Genomic DNA, 18280 nt, shown 5'->3' on the forward strand with positions numbered 1-18280 from the left:
TCTACCCTACTTCTTTTAAACCCATGTTAAAGGAGTTTATTTTCAAATTTATTTGGCTACATTTGACCTAATGAGCAATCGCCTAAAAAATGCCATCGCCCTTTCCCTGATACCACAAATTTTGTTGGTAAAATGGCTAGGTAATTATCCAGAATTCGTAGAGGAATATTACAGTAAAGGCCTCTATCCTGTCATTGCCGAGTTCTGGAGGTTGTTGTTGGGGTGGATTCCCTTTTCCATTGGTGATGTATTATATGCCTCCCTTATCTTTATTGTACTCCGATATATCATCGTAAAGCGAAAAGAAATTAAAAGAAACCCTAAGAATTTCATACGGGACGTGATTATGGTAATTTCAGTGGCCTATTTTACTTTTCATCTTTTATGGGGAATGAACTATTACAGACAACCCATTTCACAGGCTTTAGACCTTCCTCAAAACTATTCAAAAAATGCGCTCTTATCACTAACAACAGATCTAATTGAAACCACCAACAGCCTACATTATGAAATTACCAAGGATAGTACGGCCATGGTAGTACTACCTTATACTCGGGAAGAGGTATTTCAAAAGACCATTCAAGGTTATGAGCATTTAAAAGATGTGTTTCCGCTACTTGCTTATAAACGACCAAGTATAAAAACTTCGCTTTTCAGTACTCCCTTGAGCTATATGGGTTATGGCGGATACTTGAACCCTTTTACCCATGAGGCACAGGTTAATGGTAAAATGCCCATATTTAGATTTCCAATGGTATCTGGTCATGAAGCGGGACATCAAATAGGATATTCTGCAGAAAATGAAACCAATTTCATTGGGTATCTGGTTACCGTAAACAACGAGAACGCATATTTCAGGTATGCCGCCTATGCTGGTGCCTTAAGGTATTGTTTGGCCGATATAAAGCGTGCGAACGAAAAAACATTTCAAAAAATTTACAAACAATTAAACATAGGGGTAAAAAAAAACTACAAGGAAATTGCTGATTTTTGGGCTTCTTATGAAAACCCTCTGGAGCCTGTTTTTAAGACGATTTACAGCAGTTTTTTAAAAGTCAACAATCAAAAAGACGGTATCCGTAGCTATAGTCGCGTGGTACGCTTACTGGTTGCTTTCCACCAAAAAAAGACCGTAGCCGCCCATGAATTGGAGATGCAACATAAACGCTTAGGCCAATAACTTCCTTATTTTAGCATTCCTTGGTTCCGTTAAAACTTTGCTATCGGACAATCATACTAGCTTTCAATATGTTAAAATCGCGTACAGCCCTAACATATTTCAGCACTTCCCCCTATCTTTAACGGGACGAATTCCAACTAATCTATTTACTATGAAAATGCGACTTCTAGCGCTTGCCCTGCTATGGTGCAGTGCTGCTTTATTTGCACAGGATTATTTTCCAGAAAATGACGGTGTAAAATCAAAAAATAACAATTACACAGCCTTTACCAATGCTAAAATCCATGTAAGACCAAGTCAAGTGATTTCTAAGGGCACCCTGCTTATTCAAAATGGAAAAGTAGTACAGGTAGGAAAATCCATTTCCGTTCCAAAGAATGCGGTGGTCATTGACCTTAAAGGGAAATCCATATACCCTTCCTTTATTGATGCCTATTCCGATTTTGGTATAAAAAAACCCAAAAGGGCAGGAAACGGTAGGCGGGCCACACAATATGAGGCCACTCGGGACGGGTTTTACTGGAATGATCATATCATGCCAGAAAATGATGCCATCAGTGTCTTTAGCTATGATGACAAAAAGGCAAAAGCGCTACGAAAAGCAGGTTTTGGTGTGGTTAATTCACATATACAGGATGGTATTGCCAGAGGTACAGGATTACTAGTTGCCCTAAATGGAACGGGCAATGATGCCGATCGTATCTTAGATGACCGATCTGGCCAGTATTTCTCTTTTGATAGAAGTATTGCCAAAATTCAATCCTACCCTACCTCTTTAATGGGTTCCATGGCCTTATTACGTCAAATGCATTATGATGCAAACTGGTATGCCACGGGAAAGGTAGACACCAAAGATCGTTCCTTGGAAGCCCTTATTGCCAATCGTGGATTGGTTCAAATATTTGCGGCCAAAGATGCGGGCCATGCCTTAAGGGCAGATAAAATCGGAGATGCTTTTGGCATTCAATACGTAATCTTAGGTGGAGGAAATGAATTTGAACATATTGCTGAAATCAAAGAAACCAATGCTACTTTTATTCTTCCATTGAACTTCCCTGATCCTTATGATGTTTCTAATCCGTATCAGGCAGGTTATGTTGATCTGGCCGATATGAGGTATTGGAATCAAGCCCCGTCAAACCCTAAAATATTAGCGGATAATGGCGTTTCTTTTTCTTTTACCTTAAACGATTTAAAATCTCCTGCAGCCATCAAAGGCAAACTAATGACGGCTATTGCACGAGGCTTATCTAAAACAAAAGCACTGGAAGCGCTGACCACCGTTCCCGCACAATTATTAGGAAAGTCCAACAGCATTGGGTCCCTAGAGAAGGGACATCAAGCTAATTTCTTAATCACCTCCGGGGATATTTTTGAAGAAGGAACCACCTTATACGAAAACTGGGTACAGGGGCAACGAAATGTCATCAACGACAGAACACTTAAGGACATTCGGGGAGAATATAATTTAGCCATTGAAGGAATTACCTATAGCCTGTCCATTCGGGGAAAAGTGCGTACTCCTAGTGCAGAAATCAAACAAGATTCGAATACCATAAAAGCAAAAATCGGTTTTAAAGACAATTGGCTAGACCTTGCTTTTTCCACCGATCAGGGCAAAAAGAAATATCGTATGACTGGGCTGTCTACGGCAGGTTCGGATACTATTGAAGGAAGGCTTATTCTCCCCAATGGAAACGAAAGTACCTTTAAAGCAATAAAAACCCGTGCTTTTTCAAAAAAAGAAAAGAAAGGCACTACGGCAGAAGCAGCTGTGGTTATGCCCGTGGCTTATCCCAATGTAGGCTATGGATATGCCCAACGCCCACAACAAGAAAATATGCTGTTCCGGAATGCCACGGTTTGGACAGGAGAATCGGAGGGTATCCTACAGAATACCGATGTCCTTGTTAAAAAAGGAAAAATCGTAAAGATCGGAAAGGACTTAAGAGCTGGCGGAGCCACTGTAATAGATGCTACAGGAAAACACTTGACGGCAGGAGTCATCGATGAACATAGCCATATCGCAGGGTTGGCCATAAATGAAGCAGGCCATAATTCCTCTGCAGAAGTAAAAATGGAAGATGTGGTCAATCCAAAAGATATGAACATTTACCGGAATTTAGGTGGGGGAGTCACTACCGTGCAATTGCTTCATGGATCGGCCAACCCTATTGGTGGACGTTCCGCCATCCTAAAATTAAAATGGGGAGAAAGTGCCGATAATATGATCTATGACAATTCCCCTAAGTTCATCAAATTTGCTTTAGGAGAAAATGTGAAGCAGTCCAATTGGCAGAGTTTTAGCCGCTTCCCGCAAACGCGAATGGGTGTGGAACAGGTTTTTGTGGACTATTTCCAACGGGCCAAAGAGTACGATACCAAAAAGAAAAGTGGACAAGCCTATCGCTATGATGAAGAAATGGAGACCTTAGCTGAAATCTTAAATGGCGAGCGCTTTATAAGCTGCCATTCCTATGTGCAGAGCGAAATTAACATGATGATGAAGGTTGCCGAACAATTTGGTTTTACCCTAAATACATTTACCCATATTTTGGAAGGTTATAAAGTGGCCGATAAAATGGCAGCACATGGCGCAGGAGGATCCACGTTCAGCGACTGGTGGGCCTATAAGTTTGAAGTAAATGATGCCATTCCGTACAATGCCGCCATTATGCACAGTCAAGGCGTAACCGTGGCCATCAATAGTGATGATCGTGAAATGTCCAGAAGACTAAACCAAGAGGCAGGCAAAATAGTGAAGTACGGGGGCGTTTCTGAAGAAGAAGCCTGGAAAATGGTGACCCTTAATCCTGCTAAACTATTACATATTGATGATCGTACAGGAAGTATTAAAATTGGAAAAGATGCGGATTTGGTACTATGGACGGATCACCCCCTTTCTGTTTATGCCAAATCTGAAAAAACAATTATAGATGGAGCAGTGTATTTTGATTTGGAAAAGGACAAATTACAGCGTGCTAAAATTAAAAAAGAACGAAATACGCTAATCAATATGATGTTAGAGGAGAAAAATGGTGGTAGTAAAACCCGTATTCCCGTCAAAAAAGAAAATAGAAACTTCCAATGTGAAACCTTATAGTACTATGGAAAATTTAAAAGAAAAAATGAGTCTATCCCTAAAAAAATCAGTTCTGCTATTGTTGATACTATGCATGGGGACTACCATGATCATGGCACAACAAGCCCCGGGCCTTGCCCAACAGGGACCAATTACCATTAGCGGAGGTACTGCCCATATTGGGGATGGAAGTGTCGTTGAAAATTGCACTATTGTATTCGAAAATGGAAAAATTACCGCTTTGGGAACTACCGAAGTTACGCCTAAGGGGGAAGTGATCAATGCGCAGGGAAAACACATTTACCCCGGGTTTATAGCACCTTCCAAAACCTTGGGCCTTGTAGAAGTCAACGCTGTCAGAGCGAGTAATGATCAGGATGAAATCGGGGATTTAATTCCCCATGTTCGTAGTTTGATCGCCTACAATGCCGAATCCAAAGTTGTGGAGAGTATGCGTCCCAATGGTGTTTTATTAGGGCAGATTGCCCCAAAAGGGGGTAGAATATCGGGAACCTCCTCCATTGTTCAGTTTGATGCATGGAATTGGGAAGATGCAGCTATTAAAACAGATGATGGCATTCATTTGAATTGGCCTAACTCCTTTCGTCAAGGAAGATGGTGGTTAGGAGAACCCAGAGGGTTTCGCCCCAACAAAGATTATCAGGCTGCCGTGACGGAAGTTGCAGATTTCATGGCACATTCCAAAGCCTATGGAAAAAGCGATAGCAATCAGAAAAATTTAGCCTTTAACGCCATGCAAGGCCTATTTGATGGGCTTCAGAAACTCTTTGTTTATGCCGATGGGGAACGTGAAATTATAGATGCGGTTACTGTAGCAAAAAAAGCAGGCGTACAACATCTTGTTTTGGTAGGAGGTTATCACGCCTATAAAGTCACTGATTTTCTTAAAGAAAACAAGGTACCCGTTCTCGTAGGCTTTACGCATCAATTGCCTTCATTTGCTGATGACGATTATGACCTTCCGTATAAATTGCCCAAACTTTTAGTGGAAGCAGGCTTATTGGTGGGAATTCAAAATGGAACAGCTTCAAATTTTCAAACGAGAAACCTTCCATTTTATGCCGGACAAGTAGTGGGTCAGGGACTAAATAAGGAAAAAGCCTTGCAATTAATAACGGGGAATACCGCTAAAATATTAGGCATCGATACTGATTATGGCACCTTGGCCGTAGGCAAGAGCGCAACCTTATTCATTTCTGAAGGAGATGCCCTCGACATGCGAACCAATCAATTGAGCAATGCCTTTATTGACGGCAGAAAGGTGTCCTTAGAAACACATCAAACCAAGCTTTGGAAACGATATATGAAAAAGTACGAAGGAGATTAGCTGCTCTTTTGCATAAAAAAAGACCCGTCTGGCCATGAAATCACCAAACGGGTCTTTTTATTTTCAATACTCCGATTTTTATTTGGTCGCAGGCTTTACAAATTCTGCCTTCTCGGGTTTCTCAAAATAGGAAGCAGCTCTTGCTTGCTCACTTAGCGTCACGTTTTCAAAGGTCACGGTATTTCTCAACTCTTTAATGGTTCTTCCTTCATAGGTATACCAGGAAATTGAATTGGGCAAAACTACATCATTGAATTCCTTCCAATCGTTATACCGAATCCAACTTACGCGATCGGATTTCTCACCGCTTCGATACGTTACCGTATAACCAAGCCATGCCATTTGATGGGTTTCCGGATCGTAATGCACAAAATACTCATCTTTTGGAGAAGCTCCTACCCCATCGTTATAGGCAATACGTACCCCGGGATATTTTTTTCCCTCAAACTCTAAATCTTCCGTCTCACTATAGACAATACCGTCATCGGCCACCACAAAGGGCATGGCATAAAAATAGAAATACAAGTTGTGATAAAAAATGGCATCTCCCTTGTATTCTTTATTTTCATCCAAAAGCCATACTTCTTTTCCATCGTATCCTATGGTGAAGTTTTCTGCATCGACTCGATCTTTTCTAGAATATAAATTCGTGGTATGAATTTCTTTGGTTTCCCCTTTAGGCAATTCATAGGCAAGGCTTTTTTTGCTTTTCCATGTATCCAATCCCCCATGAGCCTCAAAAACTTGCTGTAGAGCTTCTGGATATCTAGACATATCCAATTTGGCTTCCATTTCTGGTTTGCCTTCTACAATTTTTTCCTCTTTAGGGGTTTCTTTACAGGAAAGTACTCCTGCCAACAATACAAATGCCAATAAGCGTTTCATGATGTAAACTTTAGAATTATTAATTATCTAAGAACAATGCCATTCTTTGTGGTATTGCCCTATTTTTGTACAAATGAACGAAATTAAATACATAAGTAGCGTACAAAATGCTTTGGTAAAGCAATTTTTATCGCTCAAAGAGAAATCAAGAGAGCGTAAAAAAACCGGTTTTTTTGTGGTAGAAGGTTTACGTGAAATACAATTGTGTCTTCGAGGAAACTACGAGATAACTACCCTACTTTTTTATGCGGACATCATTTCCCATGAAGAAGTTATTGAGCTCGTTCAAGAAGAACCTATCAGACTCATTGCCATATCCAAGGAGGTTTATCAAAAACTTGCCTATCGGGAAACCACAGAAGGTATTATGGCCATTGTAAGCGCTAAAGCACATGGATTGGAAGCATTACAATTGCGTCAAAACCCTCTGATTCTTATTGCCGAAGCTCCTGAAAAACCTGGTAACATAGGGGCATTGTTGCGAACAGCAGATGCCGCCAATTTGGATGCCGTAATCATCGCCAATCCCAAAAGTGACCTCTACAACCCCAACATAATACGCTCTAGTGTGGGCTGTGTTTTTACCACCAATATTGCTTTGGGGACTACGATGGATATTGTACAGTTTCTTCAGGAAAGACAGATAAAAATCTTTTGTGCCGCCTTATCTGCTTCCAAAAAATACACTTCCGTAGATTACAAGCAAGCTTCCGCTATAGTGGTCGGGACCGAAGCCACGGGATTAACCCCGCCATGGCTGGAAAACTCCACCCAAAACATCATTATTCCCATGGAAGGGGAAATCGATTCCATGAACGTTTCCGTTGCCGCTGCCATTCTTTTATTCGAGGCAAAACGGCAACGCAGCCTGTAAATTTTTAATCCGCTTCTTGTCTCTCGATATTGCAAAATAAAAGTGGGATTTGCGGAAGTCGTATAATTTTCCCATCTTGAATTTTCCAAATCCCCAATACAGTATCGTTTTATTGCGAAAACCAACAACTAAAACAGCACCCCATACATGGAATACAACCTACTCTTTTACAGTATTATTCTGATTTTATGCCTTCAATTTGTCATTGAGACCATTGTAGGGCATCTCAACGCACGGCAATTTAAAGCACCCCTTCCCGAAGAACTCCATGATGTTTTTGAGACCAACGATTACATTAAATCCCAAGCCTACAAAAAGGTAAATTATAATTTTGGTATCATTACCAGCTCATTTTCCTTTGTACTCACTTTGTTTTTTTTGAGTTTTGGTGGGTTTGAATGGATAGACAGTATTGCTCGGAACATCTCCGACCACCCTACTATAATTGCTTTGATTTTCTTTGGTATCATTATGATTGGCAGTGATATCATCACAATGCCTTTCTCCTATTACCGCACCTTTGTCATTGAAGAAAAGTTTGGTTTCAATACCACCACAAAAAGGGTCTTCTTTATGGATAAAATCAAAGGATGGATAATGACCGCCTTGTTTGGAGGTGGAATTTTGGCCTTGATCCTATGGTTTTTTCAATGGGCAGGCACTAACTTTTGGATATATGCCTGGGGCATTATTGCCCTATTTACGGTTTTCATGAATTTGTTTTATAGCCGTTTGATCGTTCCGTTGTTCAATAAACAAACGCCATTGGAACAGGGGCCTCTAAAAGAAAAAATAGAGGCTTATGCCCAAAAGGTAGGCTTTGATCTGCAGCAAATTTTTGTTATCGATGGCTCCAAAAGATCCACTAAGGCCAACGCCTATTTTTCTGGCTTCGGAAAAGAAAAGCGCGTTACCTTATACGATACGCTGATCAATGACCTCAATGAAAATGAAATTGTCGCAGTACTGGCGCATGAAGTAGGGCACTACAAACGTCATCACATTATTTTCAATCTTGTTACATCTACTCTCCTTGTAGGGTTTACGCTCTACCTCCTATCCCTTTTCATTAATAATCCCGAGGTTTCCTCGGCCATTGGCGTTAGTATTCCAAGTTTTCATGCCGCCCTAATAGGTTTTGGTATTTTATACAGTCCTATTTCTGAAATTACAGGACTCGTCATGAATTATCTCTCTCGAAAATTTGAATATCAGGCAGATGATTATGCAAAAAACACCTTTGCTCCCATGCCCCTGATCAGTTCCTTAAAAAAAATGTCAAAAAATAGCTTGAGCAATTTAACGCCCCATCCTGCTTATGTTTTTATGCATTATTCACATCCTCCACTAATCGCAAGAATACGGAACCTAAAGGCATAATTTTTGTTGTGCAGTACTAAAGATTGTCTTATTTTTAATTTGTGATGACCCAAGCAGCCATAGAAAAAGAAAATAAAGAAATTGCAAAGCAATACAAGGAATTGTTGCGCATAAGTTATCAGACGCTTACCAAGGAGGATAAAAAATTAATCCGCAATGCGTTTGACATTGCCGTAGATGCACACAAAGATCAGCGAAGAAAATCTGGCGAAGCTTATATCTTTCACCCCATTGCGGTCGCGAAAATTGTGGCTTCGGAAATAGGATTGGATGCGGTATCCATTGCTTCCGCCCTATTGCACGACGTTGTTGAAGATACCGAATATACATTGGTGGACATTGAACAAATGTTTGGCGAAACCGTGGCAAGGATTGTTGACGGCCTTACGAAAATAGCACATCTAAAGAAAGATATGAATATCTCCCAGCAAGCGGAGAACTTCAGAAAAATGCTGCTTACGCTTCATGATGATGTACGGGTGATCATTATTAAAATTGCCGATCGCTATCACAATATGCTCACCATGGATTCCATGCCGGAGTACAAACAGGTAAAAATAGCTTCGGAAACCCTGTACATCTACGCGCCATTGGCCCATAGAATTGGTTTGTATAATATTAAAACGGATTTAGAGGATTTAAGTTTAAAATATACAGAACCTGATGTTTATAATGATATTCTAGGGAAAATTGAAAGTACCAAAGAAGAACAACAGGCCTACATTGATGATTTTTCCAATACCATTAAATCGTCTTTAGACAAAGAGCGACTCAACTATTACATCAAAGGGCGGATGAAATCCATTTCTTCCATTCGTAAAAAGATGATCGCTCAAAGTGTCACTTTTGATGAGATCTATGACAAGTTTGCCATTCGGATTATTTATACCTCCGATAAGCAAAATGAGAAGTTCCTGGCCTGGAAAATTTATTCTATTGTTACCGATAATTTCACCCCCAATCCTATTCGGCTTCGGGATTGGATTTCCTCCCCCAAGTCTACAGGCTATGAGGCCCTGCATATCACGGTAATGGGCCCTGAGGGAAAATGGGTAGAAGTGCAGATCCGTAGTGAACGGATGCATGAAATTGCGGAAAAAGGATATGCGGCGCACTTTAAATACAAACACGGAGATCAAAAAGAACAGGGGATAGAGATTTGGCTCAATAGGTTGCAGGAAGCCTTGGAAAATCCCGATACCAATGCTGTTGATTTTGTAGAGGAGTTTAAGTTAAACCTGTATTCCAAAGAGATCTTTGTTTTTACGCCGAAGGGAGAATTGAAATCCCTCCCCAAAGGATCAACCCCGGTAGACTTTGCCTTTAACATTCATACAGAAGTGGGCATGCGCACGCGTGGCTCCAAAGTAAATGGAAAACTAGTCCCCTTAAATACCTCATTAAAAAGCGGCGATCAAGTAGAAATTATCACCTCTGAGAGTGCCAAACCCAATCAAAGTTGGTTGGATTATGCCACTACTGCTAGGGCCAGGGCCAAGATCAAATCTTCCTTAAAAGAAGAAAAGAAAGCCATTGCCTTGGAAGGCAAAGAGGTTTTGCGAAGAAAGTTAAAGTCCCAAAAAATAAATCTGAATGACGATACCATCAATAAGATGGTTATCTTCTTTAAGCTAAAGACAAGTTTGGATCTCTTTTACAGAATTGGGGTTGGAGCCATCGACAATCAAATGCTGAAGGATTTTGCCTCTTCCTATAACAATGCCTTCATCAGTTTCTTTAAAAATAAGATTCGCAGAAATCCCACTCCCGAAAATATCGATAAGGAAGAGATTACGTCCAAATACGACACCTTGGTCTTTGGAAAGGAAGAGGAGAAACTGGAATACAAACTCTCCCAATGCTGCAATCCCATTCCGGGGGACGATGTCTTTGGATTTGTGAGTATCAATGAAGGGATCAAGGTCCATAAAAAAAATTGTCCCAATGCCATTTCCTTGCAATCCAACTATGCTTATAGGATTATCGGTGCTAAATGGATCGATTCTTCCCAGGAAGAGTTTACTGCTCAAATACGGCTTACCGGGATTGATAATCTAGGGCTGGTCAGTAAAATCACGGACATCATTTCCGGAAACATGCATGTAAACATGCGAAATATTAATTTTAGTACGGACGGCGGCACTTTTAGTGGTAAAATTACCGTGATGGTAAAAAACAATTCGATCCTAAAAAAACTCATCAACAATTTAAAGCTAATTAACGGTATCGATAAAGTGTCCAGAATTTAAATTTTAACTGTACATTTGCACATTAATGCAATTGCTATGGGCAATACTAAAAATCAAGAGATAGTAAAAAACGTATTCACCACATTTCTGGAGGATAACGGACATCGGAAAACACCTGAACGCTACGCTATACTTCAGGAAATCTACGATCATGAAGATCATTTTGACATAGAGTCACTCTATCTCATGATGAAAAATAAAAACTACAGGGTAAGTCGTGCAACCCTCTACAATACCATTGAACTTTTATTGGATTGTAAATTGGTACGAAAACATCAGTTTGGCAAGAACCAGGCGCAATATGAAAAATCGTATTTCGACCGCCAACACGATCATGTTATTCTTACAGATACCGGGGAAGTGATGGAATTTTGCGACCCTCGTATTCAATCTATCAAAAAAACGATTGAAGAGGTTTTTGATATCAAAATCACCAATCATTCGCTATACTTCTATGGCACCAAGAACACGGAAAAAGACACAACTAATTAATTTAAGATAAATACATGGCAGTAGATTTACTACTAGGACTACAGTGGGGAGACGAGGGAAAAGGAAAAATCGTTGATGTACTCACTAAAAATTATGATATCATTGCACGTTTTCAAGGAGGGCCCAATGCCGGACACACTTTAGAGTTTGATGGCATTAAACATGTTCTTCATACAATTCCTTCCGGGATTTTTCATAAAAATGCCATTAACATTGTTGGGAACGGCGTTGTGATCGATCCTGTAATTTTTCAAAAAGAATTGGATAATCTCGATAAATTTAAAATCGACATTAAAGCTAAACTTTTTGTATCTAGAAAAGCCCATCTTATTCTGCCAACGCACCGTCTTTTGGATGCGGCATCGGAAACTGCCAAAGGGAAGGCAAAAATTGGTTCTACCCTAAAAGGCATCGGCCCCACCTATATGGATAAAACCGGTAGAAACGGTATGCGTATTGGGGATTTGGAATTCTCTGATTGGAAAGAGAAATACCGAGCTTTGGCCAATAAGCACGAAGCCATGATCGGCTTTTACAATGTAGATATTCAGTATGACTTGCAAGAGCTGGAGGCCGACTTCTTTGAGGCGGTTGAAGCGTTGAAGAAATTAACCTTCATAGACAGTGAAGAGTATTTATTCCAGGCACAGGCAGAAGGCAAAAAAATCCTTGCTGAAGGTGCCCAAGGATCTTTGTTAGATATTGATTTTGGAACCTACCCCTTTGTAACTTCTTCCAATACCACCGCTGCAGGAGCCTGTACCGGTCTGGGGGTTGCCCCTAACAAAATAGGCGACGTCAAAGGTATTTTCAAAGCCTATACCACTCGTGTGGGAAGTGGCCCCTTCCCAACGGAACTCTTCGATGAAGATGGGGAAACCATGGGACGTGTAGGAAATGAGTTTGGCGCTACTACCGGAAGACCCAGACGCTGTGGGTGGCTAGATCTTGTAGCCCTAAAGTATGCGGTTCAAATTAACGGAGTCACAGAATTAATGATGATGAAAGCCGATGTTTTAAGTGGCTTTAAAACCTTAAAAGTATGCACGGCCTACACGTATAAAGGAAAGGAAATTTCGCATTTGCCCTATAATATTGAAGATGACCATATACAACCGGTATATACCGAAATGAAGGGATGGGACAAAGATTTGACCAAAATGAGCAAAGCGGAAGAGCTTCCCGCAACATTAAATGATTATATTGATTTCTTGGAAAAAGAACTCCAAGTTCCTATTAAAATTGTATCCGTAGGTCCGGATCGTACCCAGACCATACACCGATAATAGTCTTTTGGACCTATCCGATTTTTTCGAATCGGATAGGTCTCCAAATATTAAAACTATCCCAATCCGGCATCTTCTCTATCAAAAAATCCTATTTTTGATTAAAATTATCTCGTCTTGCACAAGTTTAGCGTATTCATCATTATACTGTTTTTTACTTTCAAAGGCTTTGCCCAAGAAGAGCCCAAAGAGGGGAAACAAATTAATATTGTACATGGTGCAAATTTCACTAAGGATGAAAGTCGTTTCCCGGGAGCTACAATTTTCAGTAAAGACACCAGACAGATTCAATTTGAACATCAAGGGGCAGATCTTTGGTGTGATGTAGCGATCCTGTATCGTGCAGAAAACCGACTTCGCGCTTTGGGCAACGTACGACTCAAACAAGGCGATTCCGTTCAGATGACCAGTGGAGTCGTAAATTATTATGGAGATATTAAATTGGCCAAGGCAGAAGAAAATGTGGTCCTTACCAATGTAAATACTACAGTAAAAACAGATACACTCTATTTTGATCGTGAAAATCAGGAAGCCTACTATAAGGATTTTGGCACCGTAATAGACTCTACCAATACGCTTACCAGTGAAATTGGAAAATATTTTATTACCACCAAAAAAGCACAATTTTTGGATAGTGTCCATATTAAAAATCCAGAATTGGTCATTGATTCGGAACGCTTGGACTATTATACCACTTCTAAAAATGCATACTTATATGGACCTTCCACAATTACAGGGGAGGCCTACAAAATGTATTGTGAACGCGGTTTCTATGATACTAAGATCGAAAGCGGATACGGTATTAAAAATACGCGTATTGATTATAACGACCGTATTATTGAAGGGGACAGTCTTTTCTTCGATAAGGCTACGGAGTTCGCTTCTGCCACAAATAATATTGTAATCACGGACACGATAAACAAAGGGATTATCCGGGCACATTATGCCGAAGTGTATAAAGCAAAGGATTCCATATTCGCCACCAAAAGGGCCATTTCTATTAGTGAAGTACAAAACGACTCTATCTATGTGCATGGCGATACGTTGATGATTACGGGCAAAGCCGATGAGCGTATTCTTCGCGCCTTCCGAAATGCAAAATTTTATAAAACAGACCTCAGCGGAAAGTGCGATTCCATCCATTTTGATGAAAAAACAGGCGTAACGCAGTTGATTACAGAGCCCATCTTATGGAACGGTCAAAATCAAATGACCGGGGATAGTATCCATTTGATTTCCAATTTGGAAACAGAAAAACTAGATTCTTTAAAAGTATTGAACAATGCCTTTGTCGTGGCTTTGGATACCATTAGCAAAACAGGATACAATCAGGCCAAAGGCAGGGATATGTTTGGGCAATTTGTGGATAATGAATTAAAAATCATCGATCTAGTCAAAAACACCGAGGTTATCTATTATATGTACAATGATGAACAAGAGCTCATAGGCATTAATAAGACCATTTGTAGCGCCATACGCCTATTATTGGCAAACAGTGATATACAAGACATTACTTTTTTCACCAATCCGGATGGAGATATCTATCCAGAAGTGGATCTTCCGGAAGAGCAGCGAAAACTCAAAGGTTTTATATGGCGGGGCAGTGAACGCCTGCGGAGTGTCGATGACCTTTTTGATGCCGATGACAATGCTATTGAATTGGTAAAGATCAGGGGAATCAATAGTCCTATTGATATTGAAGCGGAAGAAGAGGAACGGGATCAGAACGAAGGAGACCCCATCAACAAGATTCCCCCTTCCAACAACAAAGCCATAAAAACCAAAACTCCCAAGAAAGTCGTTAAATAAGTTTTCAAAGGTCAAACTCCGACTTAGAAAATTTCATTTAGCAGAAAGCAATTTTCAACGGTAGCATGAAAGAAGATTTCTTAAAATATCAGGCACAAACCAGTCCGTATCCCTTGGCCTTGGAAGTATCCCATGCGCAAGGGAGTTATATTTACGACACTAAGGGCAAGGCATATTTGGATTTCGTTGCCGGAGTTTCTGCCTGTAGCTTAGGACATTGTCACCCTAGAATAGTAGAGGCCATACAACAACAAAGTGAAAAATACCTGCATGTAATGGTGTATGGGGAATACATTCAATCTCCTGCCGTAACCTATACCAAATTGTTGGCTTCACTACTTCCATCCCCTTTGGAGACTACCTATTTGGTAAATTCTGGGACGGAGGCTATGGAAGGGGCACTGAAGTTAGCGCGAAGACATACAGGGCGTTCGCAAATCATAGCAGCCCATGGAGCGTATCATGGAAATACTATGGGTAGTCTTAGTCTTATGGGCTATGAAGCCCGAAAAGGTGCTTTTAGGCCTTTGATTACGGATATTTCTTTTATTCACTTTAATATCGAGGCCGACTTAGCGCGTATTACCACAAAGACCGCCGCCGTTGTTTTGGAAACCATACAGGGAGGTGCAGGCTTCATCTGTCCGCAAAAAGAGTATCTTAAAAAGGTAAGGGCACGTTGTAATGCAGTTGGCGCCCTATTGATATTGGATGAGATTCAACCCGGATTTGGTAGAACTGGAAAGCTATTTGCATTCCAGCATTATCAATGCATTCCAGATATCCTAGTCATGGGAAAGGGTATGGCCGGAGGCCTTCCCGTAGGTGCATTCACCGCTTCAAAAGAAATGATGGGCAGTTTACAGGAACGACCTGCCCTTGGACACATCACTACCTTTGGGGGAAATCCAGTTATCGCGGCAGCTTCCCTAGCCACTTTACGTGAAATCACCGAAACCAACCTTATGGCCGAAAGTTTAAAAAAGGAGCAGTTGTTCCGAAGCCTATTGGTTCACAGACACATAAAAGAGATAAGGGGCAAAGGTTTAATGCTTGCTTTAATTCTTGAACATCCGGAAATGGTAAATAGCCTCGTCTTGAAAAGTGCGGAAAAAGGATTAATTCTTTTTTGGTTGCTCTTTGAACCCAAAGCCGTTCGCATTTCTCCTCCCTTGACCATTTCAACGGCCGAAATACAGGAAGGTTGCCGTATTATTCTGGACCTTTTGGATCAGTACAAGGCTTAAGCTGTTAACTATTTTGTTAATAATATAGCACCTGATCAGAAACAAAGAGACTTTCAAAATAGTAATTTTAATAAAACCATTTAACCCAAAATGTTTTTATGGCATTAGAATCCAACGAAAGGCCTGATCGCTCCATACATAAATTTGAATCCATGTTAAAGACCGATGATGTCTATTTTTTTGATGCGGAGGACTTTGAGGATATTATTCACCATTATCTGAACAATGGAAAAATTGCACTGGCCAAAAAAGCAATAAAAATAAGCTTGCAGCAACACCCTGATGTCATTCAATTAAAATTATTGGATATTGAAGTGCTGGTATTCGAGAACAACTTGGAAATAGCGGAACGCTTGTTGGACGAATTACAACTGCTTGATGGAACCAATGAAGAGATTTATATTCAACGTGCCAATATTCATTCCAAAAAAGACAATCACGAAGAAGCCATTAAACTATTGAAAAGCGCTTTGGAGCTTAGCAATGAGTCCTTGGATATCTATTCGCTCTTAGGCATGGAATATTTGTTTTTGGACAACTTTGAATTGGCCAAGGAGAATTTCAAAAAATGTGTTCATTTTGACCAACAAGATTACTCCTCGCTCTACAATGTTGTTTATTGTTATGAATTCTTGGAAGATTATGAGGGCGCCATTCTGTATTTAAACGATTACCTGGAACGAAATCCCTACTGTGAAGTAGCATGGCATCAATTGGGAAAACAATACATTTCAAAAAATATGCTTCGGGAAGCCCTTAGTTGTTTTGATTTTGCCATTATTTCGGATGACACCTTTATTGGGGCCTATTTTGAAAAGGGGAAAGTCTTGGAAAAGCTGGGAAAATATGCGGAAGCCATTGAAAATTATGAGACGACCATAAAAATGGAAGATCCCACCTCCCATGCTTATCTCCGTATTGGGAAATGTCATGAAAAATTGAACAATGATGATATGGCCAAGTATTATTATTATCACACAGTTCACGAAGACCCTCTTTTAGACAAAGGATGGCTAGCCATAACAGATTTCTACTACCGTAAGGAAGACTACAACAAAGCACTCTATTATATTAACAAGGCCATTAATATAGACGAAGAAAATCCATTATACTGGAAAATTTCGGCCAAGATCAATGAGCAATTGGGACAATTTGAAGCCTCCGATTTTTCATTTAAACAGGCGGTGGATCTTGGAAATTACGAATTGGACACTTGGATTTCATGGGCCAATGTGGTTTTAATCAATGGGGATTGCCATTCAGCAGTCCAAATTTTATTACAAGGATTGGAATTTTACCCAGAAGAAGCGGAGTTGGAGTATAAAATAGCGGGTATTTATCTCTTAATGAACGATAAGATAAAAGCAGAATCCCGATTCGTCCATGCATTGCATACCGATTTTGAAAAAATCAGTGTATTTCAGGAATCCTTTCCGCAATTCTATAGTTCCGAATGGGCTAAAAACATTATTGGGAATATTAAAAAGCCTTCCAGTTAAAAAAACTATTTTTGTTTTTTTATGGGTATGGAAAACAGAAAGTCAATTCAATATATTTTTATTGTTCTCAAAGGGATGGCCATGGGTGTTGCCGAATTGGTTCCCGGAGTATCAGGAGGTACCATCGCGTTTGTTGCCGGTGTTTATGAAGAATTCATAAGCTCGGTCAATAATATCAACCTCAATACATTCAAAGTATTGCGTAAAGAAGGCTTTAAAAGCTTTTGGAAAAAATTAAACGGTAATTTTCTTCTTGCACTATTTGGTGGAATGGCGATTAGTATTTTCTCCTTTGCCAAATTGATCAGTTGGCTTCTAGTAGAACACCCTATTCCTTTATGGGCATTCTTTTTTGGTTTGGTCATCGCCAGTGTATTTTTGGTAGCTAAAGCCATAAAAAAATGGAACATAGTAACCGTTGTTATCTTTCTCGTAGGGACTATTGCCGCTTTTTTTATTACTACCCTCCCTCCTTCTGCAAATACAGATAGTTTGCCTTTTTTATTTTTTTCGGGTGCACTGGCCGTATGTGCCATGATTCTCCCAGGGATTTCCGGCGCCTTTATTTTGGTGCTCTTAGGATCATATAAAACCATACTGGATGCCGTTCATGAGCGCGATTTAAAAATTGTTATCACCGTAGCCTTAGGTGCTGTTTTTGGACTTTTAAGTTTTGCCAAAATCCTCAAATGGATGTTCAACAACTATAAAAATGTCACCTTGGCCTTGCTCACCGGTTTTATTTTGGGGTCCTTAAATAAGATATGGCCCTGGAAAAAGGTCTTGGAAACCAAGATTATTGGTAAAAAAACAATTACCATTGATGAAAACGTATCGCCTTTCAATTTTGAAGGTGAACATCAACTCGTATATGCCATAATAGCTGCGGTAATCGGTTTTTCCCTTATTTTTATTCTTGAAAAAGCAGCCTCTAAAAAGTAACCCACTT

The 18280-nt window shown here is 40.1% G+C and carries 13 protein-coding genes; 12 read left to right on the forward strand and 1 reads right to left on the reverse strand.

What is annotated here, in order from left to right:
- Nucleotides 1-70 precede the first annotated feature (70 nt).
- The 3 genes from ACEXOE_RS17010 (at nt 71) to ACEXOE_RS17020 (ending at nt 5610) form a co-directional block, all read left to right on the forward strand.
- Entirely contained in the window at nt 71-1180 is a 1110-nt protein-coding gene (locus tag ACEXOE_RS17010; protein ID WP_394750032.1) for a DUF3810 domain-containing protein, read from the forward strand.
- Nucleotides 1181-1331: 151 nt separating this feature from the next.
- Nucleotides 1332-4283 (forward strand): amidohydrolase family protein, encoded by a 2952-nt coding sequence (locus tag ACEXOE_RS17015; RefSeq protein ID WP_394750033.1) that lies wholly within the window; start codon nt 1332-1334, stop codon nt 4281-4283.
- 4 nt (nt 4284-4287) lie between these two features.
- Nucleotides 4288-5610 (forward strand): amidohydrolase family protein, encoded by a 1323-nt coding sequence (locus tag ACEXOE_RS17020; RefSeq protein WP_394750034.1) that lies wholly within the window; start codon nt 4288-4290, stop codon nt 5608-5610.
- A gap of 78 nt (nt 5611-5688) precedes the next feature.
- On the opposite strand, the gene ACEXOE_RS17025 is transcribed toward ACEXOE_RS17020, so the two are convergent.
- Entirely contained in the window at nt 5689-6495 is an 807-nt protein-coding gene (locus tag ACEXOE_RS17025) for a hypothetical protein (RefSeq protein ID WP_394750035.1), read from the reverse strand.
- 73 nt (nt 6496-6568) lie between these two features.
- Here ACEXOE_RS17025 and ACEXOE_RS17030 point away from each other — a divergent pair, with 73 nt between their 5' ends.
- From ACEXOE_RS17030 to ACEXOE_RS17070, 9 genes are all read left to right on the forward strand, one after another.
- Nucleotides 6569-7369 carry a TrmH family RNA methyltransferase gene (locus ACEXOE_RS17030; protein WP_394750036.1) on the forward strand — a complete coding sequence of 267 codons (801 nt, stop codon included), beginning with the start codon at nt 6569-6571 and terminating at the stop codon, nt 7367-7369.
- A 147-nt stretch (nt 7370-7516) separates the two neighbouring features.
- Nucleotides 7517-8749, forward strand: coding sequence for a M48 family metallopeptidase (locus tag ACEXOE_RS17035; RefSeq protein ID WP_394750037.1), 1233 nt, complete (start codon nt 7517-7519; stop codon nt 8747-8749).
- A gap of 44 nt (nt 8750-8793) precedes the next feature.
- Nucleotides 8794-10998 (forward strand): RelA/SpoT family protein, encoded by a 2205-nt coding sequence (locus ACEXOE_RS17040; protein WP_394750095.1) that lies wholly within the window; start codon nt 8794-8796, stop codon nt 10996-10998.
- Nucleotides 10999-11034: 36 nt separating this feature from the next.
- On the forward strand, nt 11035-11490 hold the full coding sequence (locus ACEXOE_RS17045; protein ID WP_394750038.1) for a Fur family transcriptional regulator: 456 nt from the start codon (nt 11035-11037) through the stop codon (nt 11488-11490).
- 14 nt (nt 11491-11504) lie between these two features.
- Nucleotides 11505-12776 carry an adenylosuccinate synthase gene (locus tag ACEXOE_RS17050; protein WP_394750039.1) on the forward strand — a complete coding sequence of 424 codons (1272 nt, stop codon included), beginning with the start codon at nt 11505-11507 and terminating at the stop codon, nt 12774-12776.
- 117 nt (nt 12777-12893) lie between these two features.
- On the forward strand, nt 12894-14585 hold the full coding sequence (locus ACEXOE_RS17055) for an OstA-like protein (protein ID WP_394750040.1): 1692 nt from the start codon (nt 12894-12896) through the stop codon (nt 14583-14585).
- Nucleotides 14586-14650: 65 nt separating this feature from the next.
- Complete coding sequence (locus tag ACEXOE_RS17060) at nt 14651-15832, forward strand: aspartate aminotransferase family protein (protein ID WP_394750041.1); 1182 nt, start codon at nt 14651-14653, stop codon at nt 15830-15832.
- Nucleotides 15833-15930: 98 nt separating this feature from the next.
- Nucleotides 15931-17331 (forward strand): tetratricopeptide repeat protein, encoded by a 1401-nt coding sequence (locus ACEXOE_RS17065; protein ID WP_394750042.1) that lies wholly within the window; start codon nt 15931-15933, stop codon nt 17329-17331.
- 27 nt (nt 17332-17358) lie between these two features.
- Nucleotides 17359-18273: a DUF368 domain-containing protein gene (locus ACEXOE_RS17070; protein ID WP_394750043.1), complete on the forward strand. Its 915-nt coding sequence runs from the start codon at nt 17359-17361 to the stop codon at nt 18271-18273.
- Nucleotides 18274-18280: the final 7 nt, after the last annotated feature.

The organism is Spongiimicrobium salis (assembly GCF_043678055.1).
Taxonomy (GTDB): Bacteria; Bacteroidota; Bacteroidia; order Flavobacteriales; family Flavobacteriaceae; genus Spongiimicrobium; species Spongiimicrobium salis.

Excerpts from the sequence above, each read along its gene's own strand:
- ACEXOE_RS17035 (WP_394750037.1), top strand. The coding sequence starts at position 7,517 with ATGGAATACAACCTACTCTTTTACAGTATTATTCTGATTTTATGCCTT.
- ACEXOE_RS17060 (WP_394750041.1), top strand. The coding sequence starts at position 14,651 with ATGAAAGAAGATTTCTTAAAATATCAGGCACAAACCAGTCCGTATCCC.
- ACEXOE_RS17030 (WP_394750036.1), top strand. The coding sequence starts at position 6,569 with ATGAACGAAATTAAATACATAAGTAGCGTACAAAATGCTTTGGTAAAG.
- ACEXOE_RS17065 (WP_394750042.1), top strand. The coding sequence starts at position 15,931 with ATGGCATTAGAATCCAACGAAAGGCCTGATCGCTCCATACATAAATTT.
- ACEXOE_RS17040 (WP_394750095.1), top strand. The coding sequence starts at position 8,794 with ATGACCCAAGCAGCCATAGAAAAAGAAAATAAAGAAATTGCAAAGCAA.
- ACEXOE_RS17050 (WP_394750039.1), top strand. The coding sequence starts at position 11,505 with ATGGCAGTAGATTTACTACTAGGACTACAGTGGGGAGACGAGGGAAAA.
- ACEXOE_RS17025 (WP_394750035.1), bottom strand. The coding sequence starts at position 6,495 with ATGAAACGCTTATTGGCATTTGTATTGTTGGCAGGAGTACTTTCCTGT.
- ACEXOE_RS17020 (WP_394750034.1), top strand. The coding sequence starts at position 4,288 with ATGGAAAATTTAAAAGAAAAAATGAGTCTATCCCTAAAAAAATCAGTT.
- ACEXOE_RS17045 (WP_394750038.1), top strand. The coding sequence starts at position 11,035 with ATGGGCAATACTAAAAATCAAGAGATAGTAAAAAACGTATTCACCACA.
- ACEXOE_RS17015 (WP_394750033.1), top strand. The coding sequence starts at position 1,332 with ATGAAAATGCGACTTCTAGCGCTTGCCCTGCTATGGTGCAGTGCTGCT.
- ACEXOE_RS17070 (WP_394750043.1), top strand. The coding sequence starts at position 17,359 with ATGGAAAACAGAAAGTCAATTCAATATATTTTTATTGTTCTCAAAGGG.
- ACEXOE_RS17010 (WP_394750032.1), top strand. The coding sequence starts at position 71 with ATGAGCAATCGCCTAAAAAATGCCATCGCCCTTTCCCTGATACCACAA.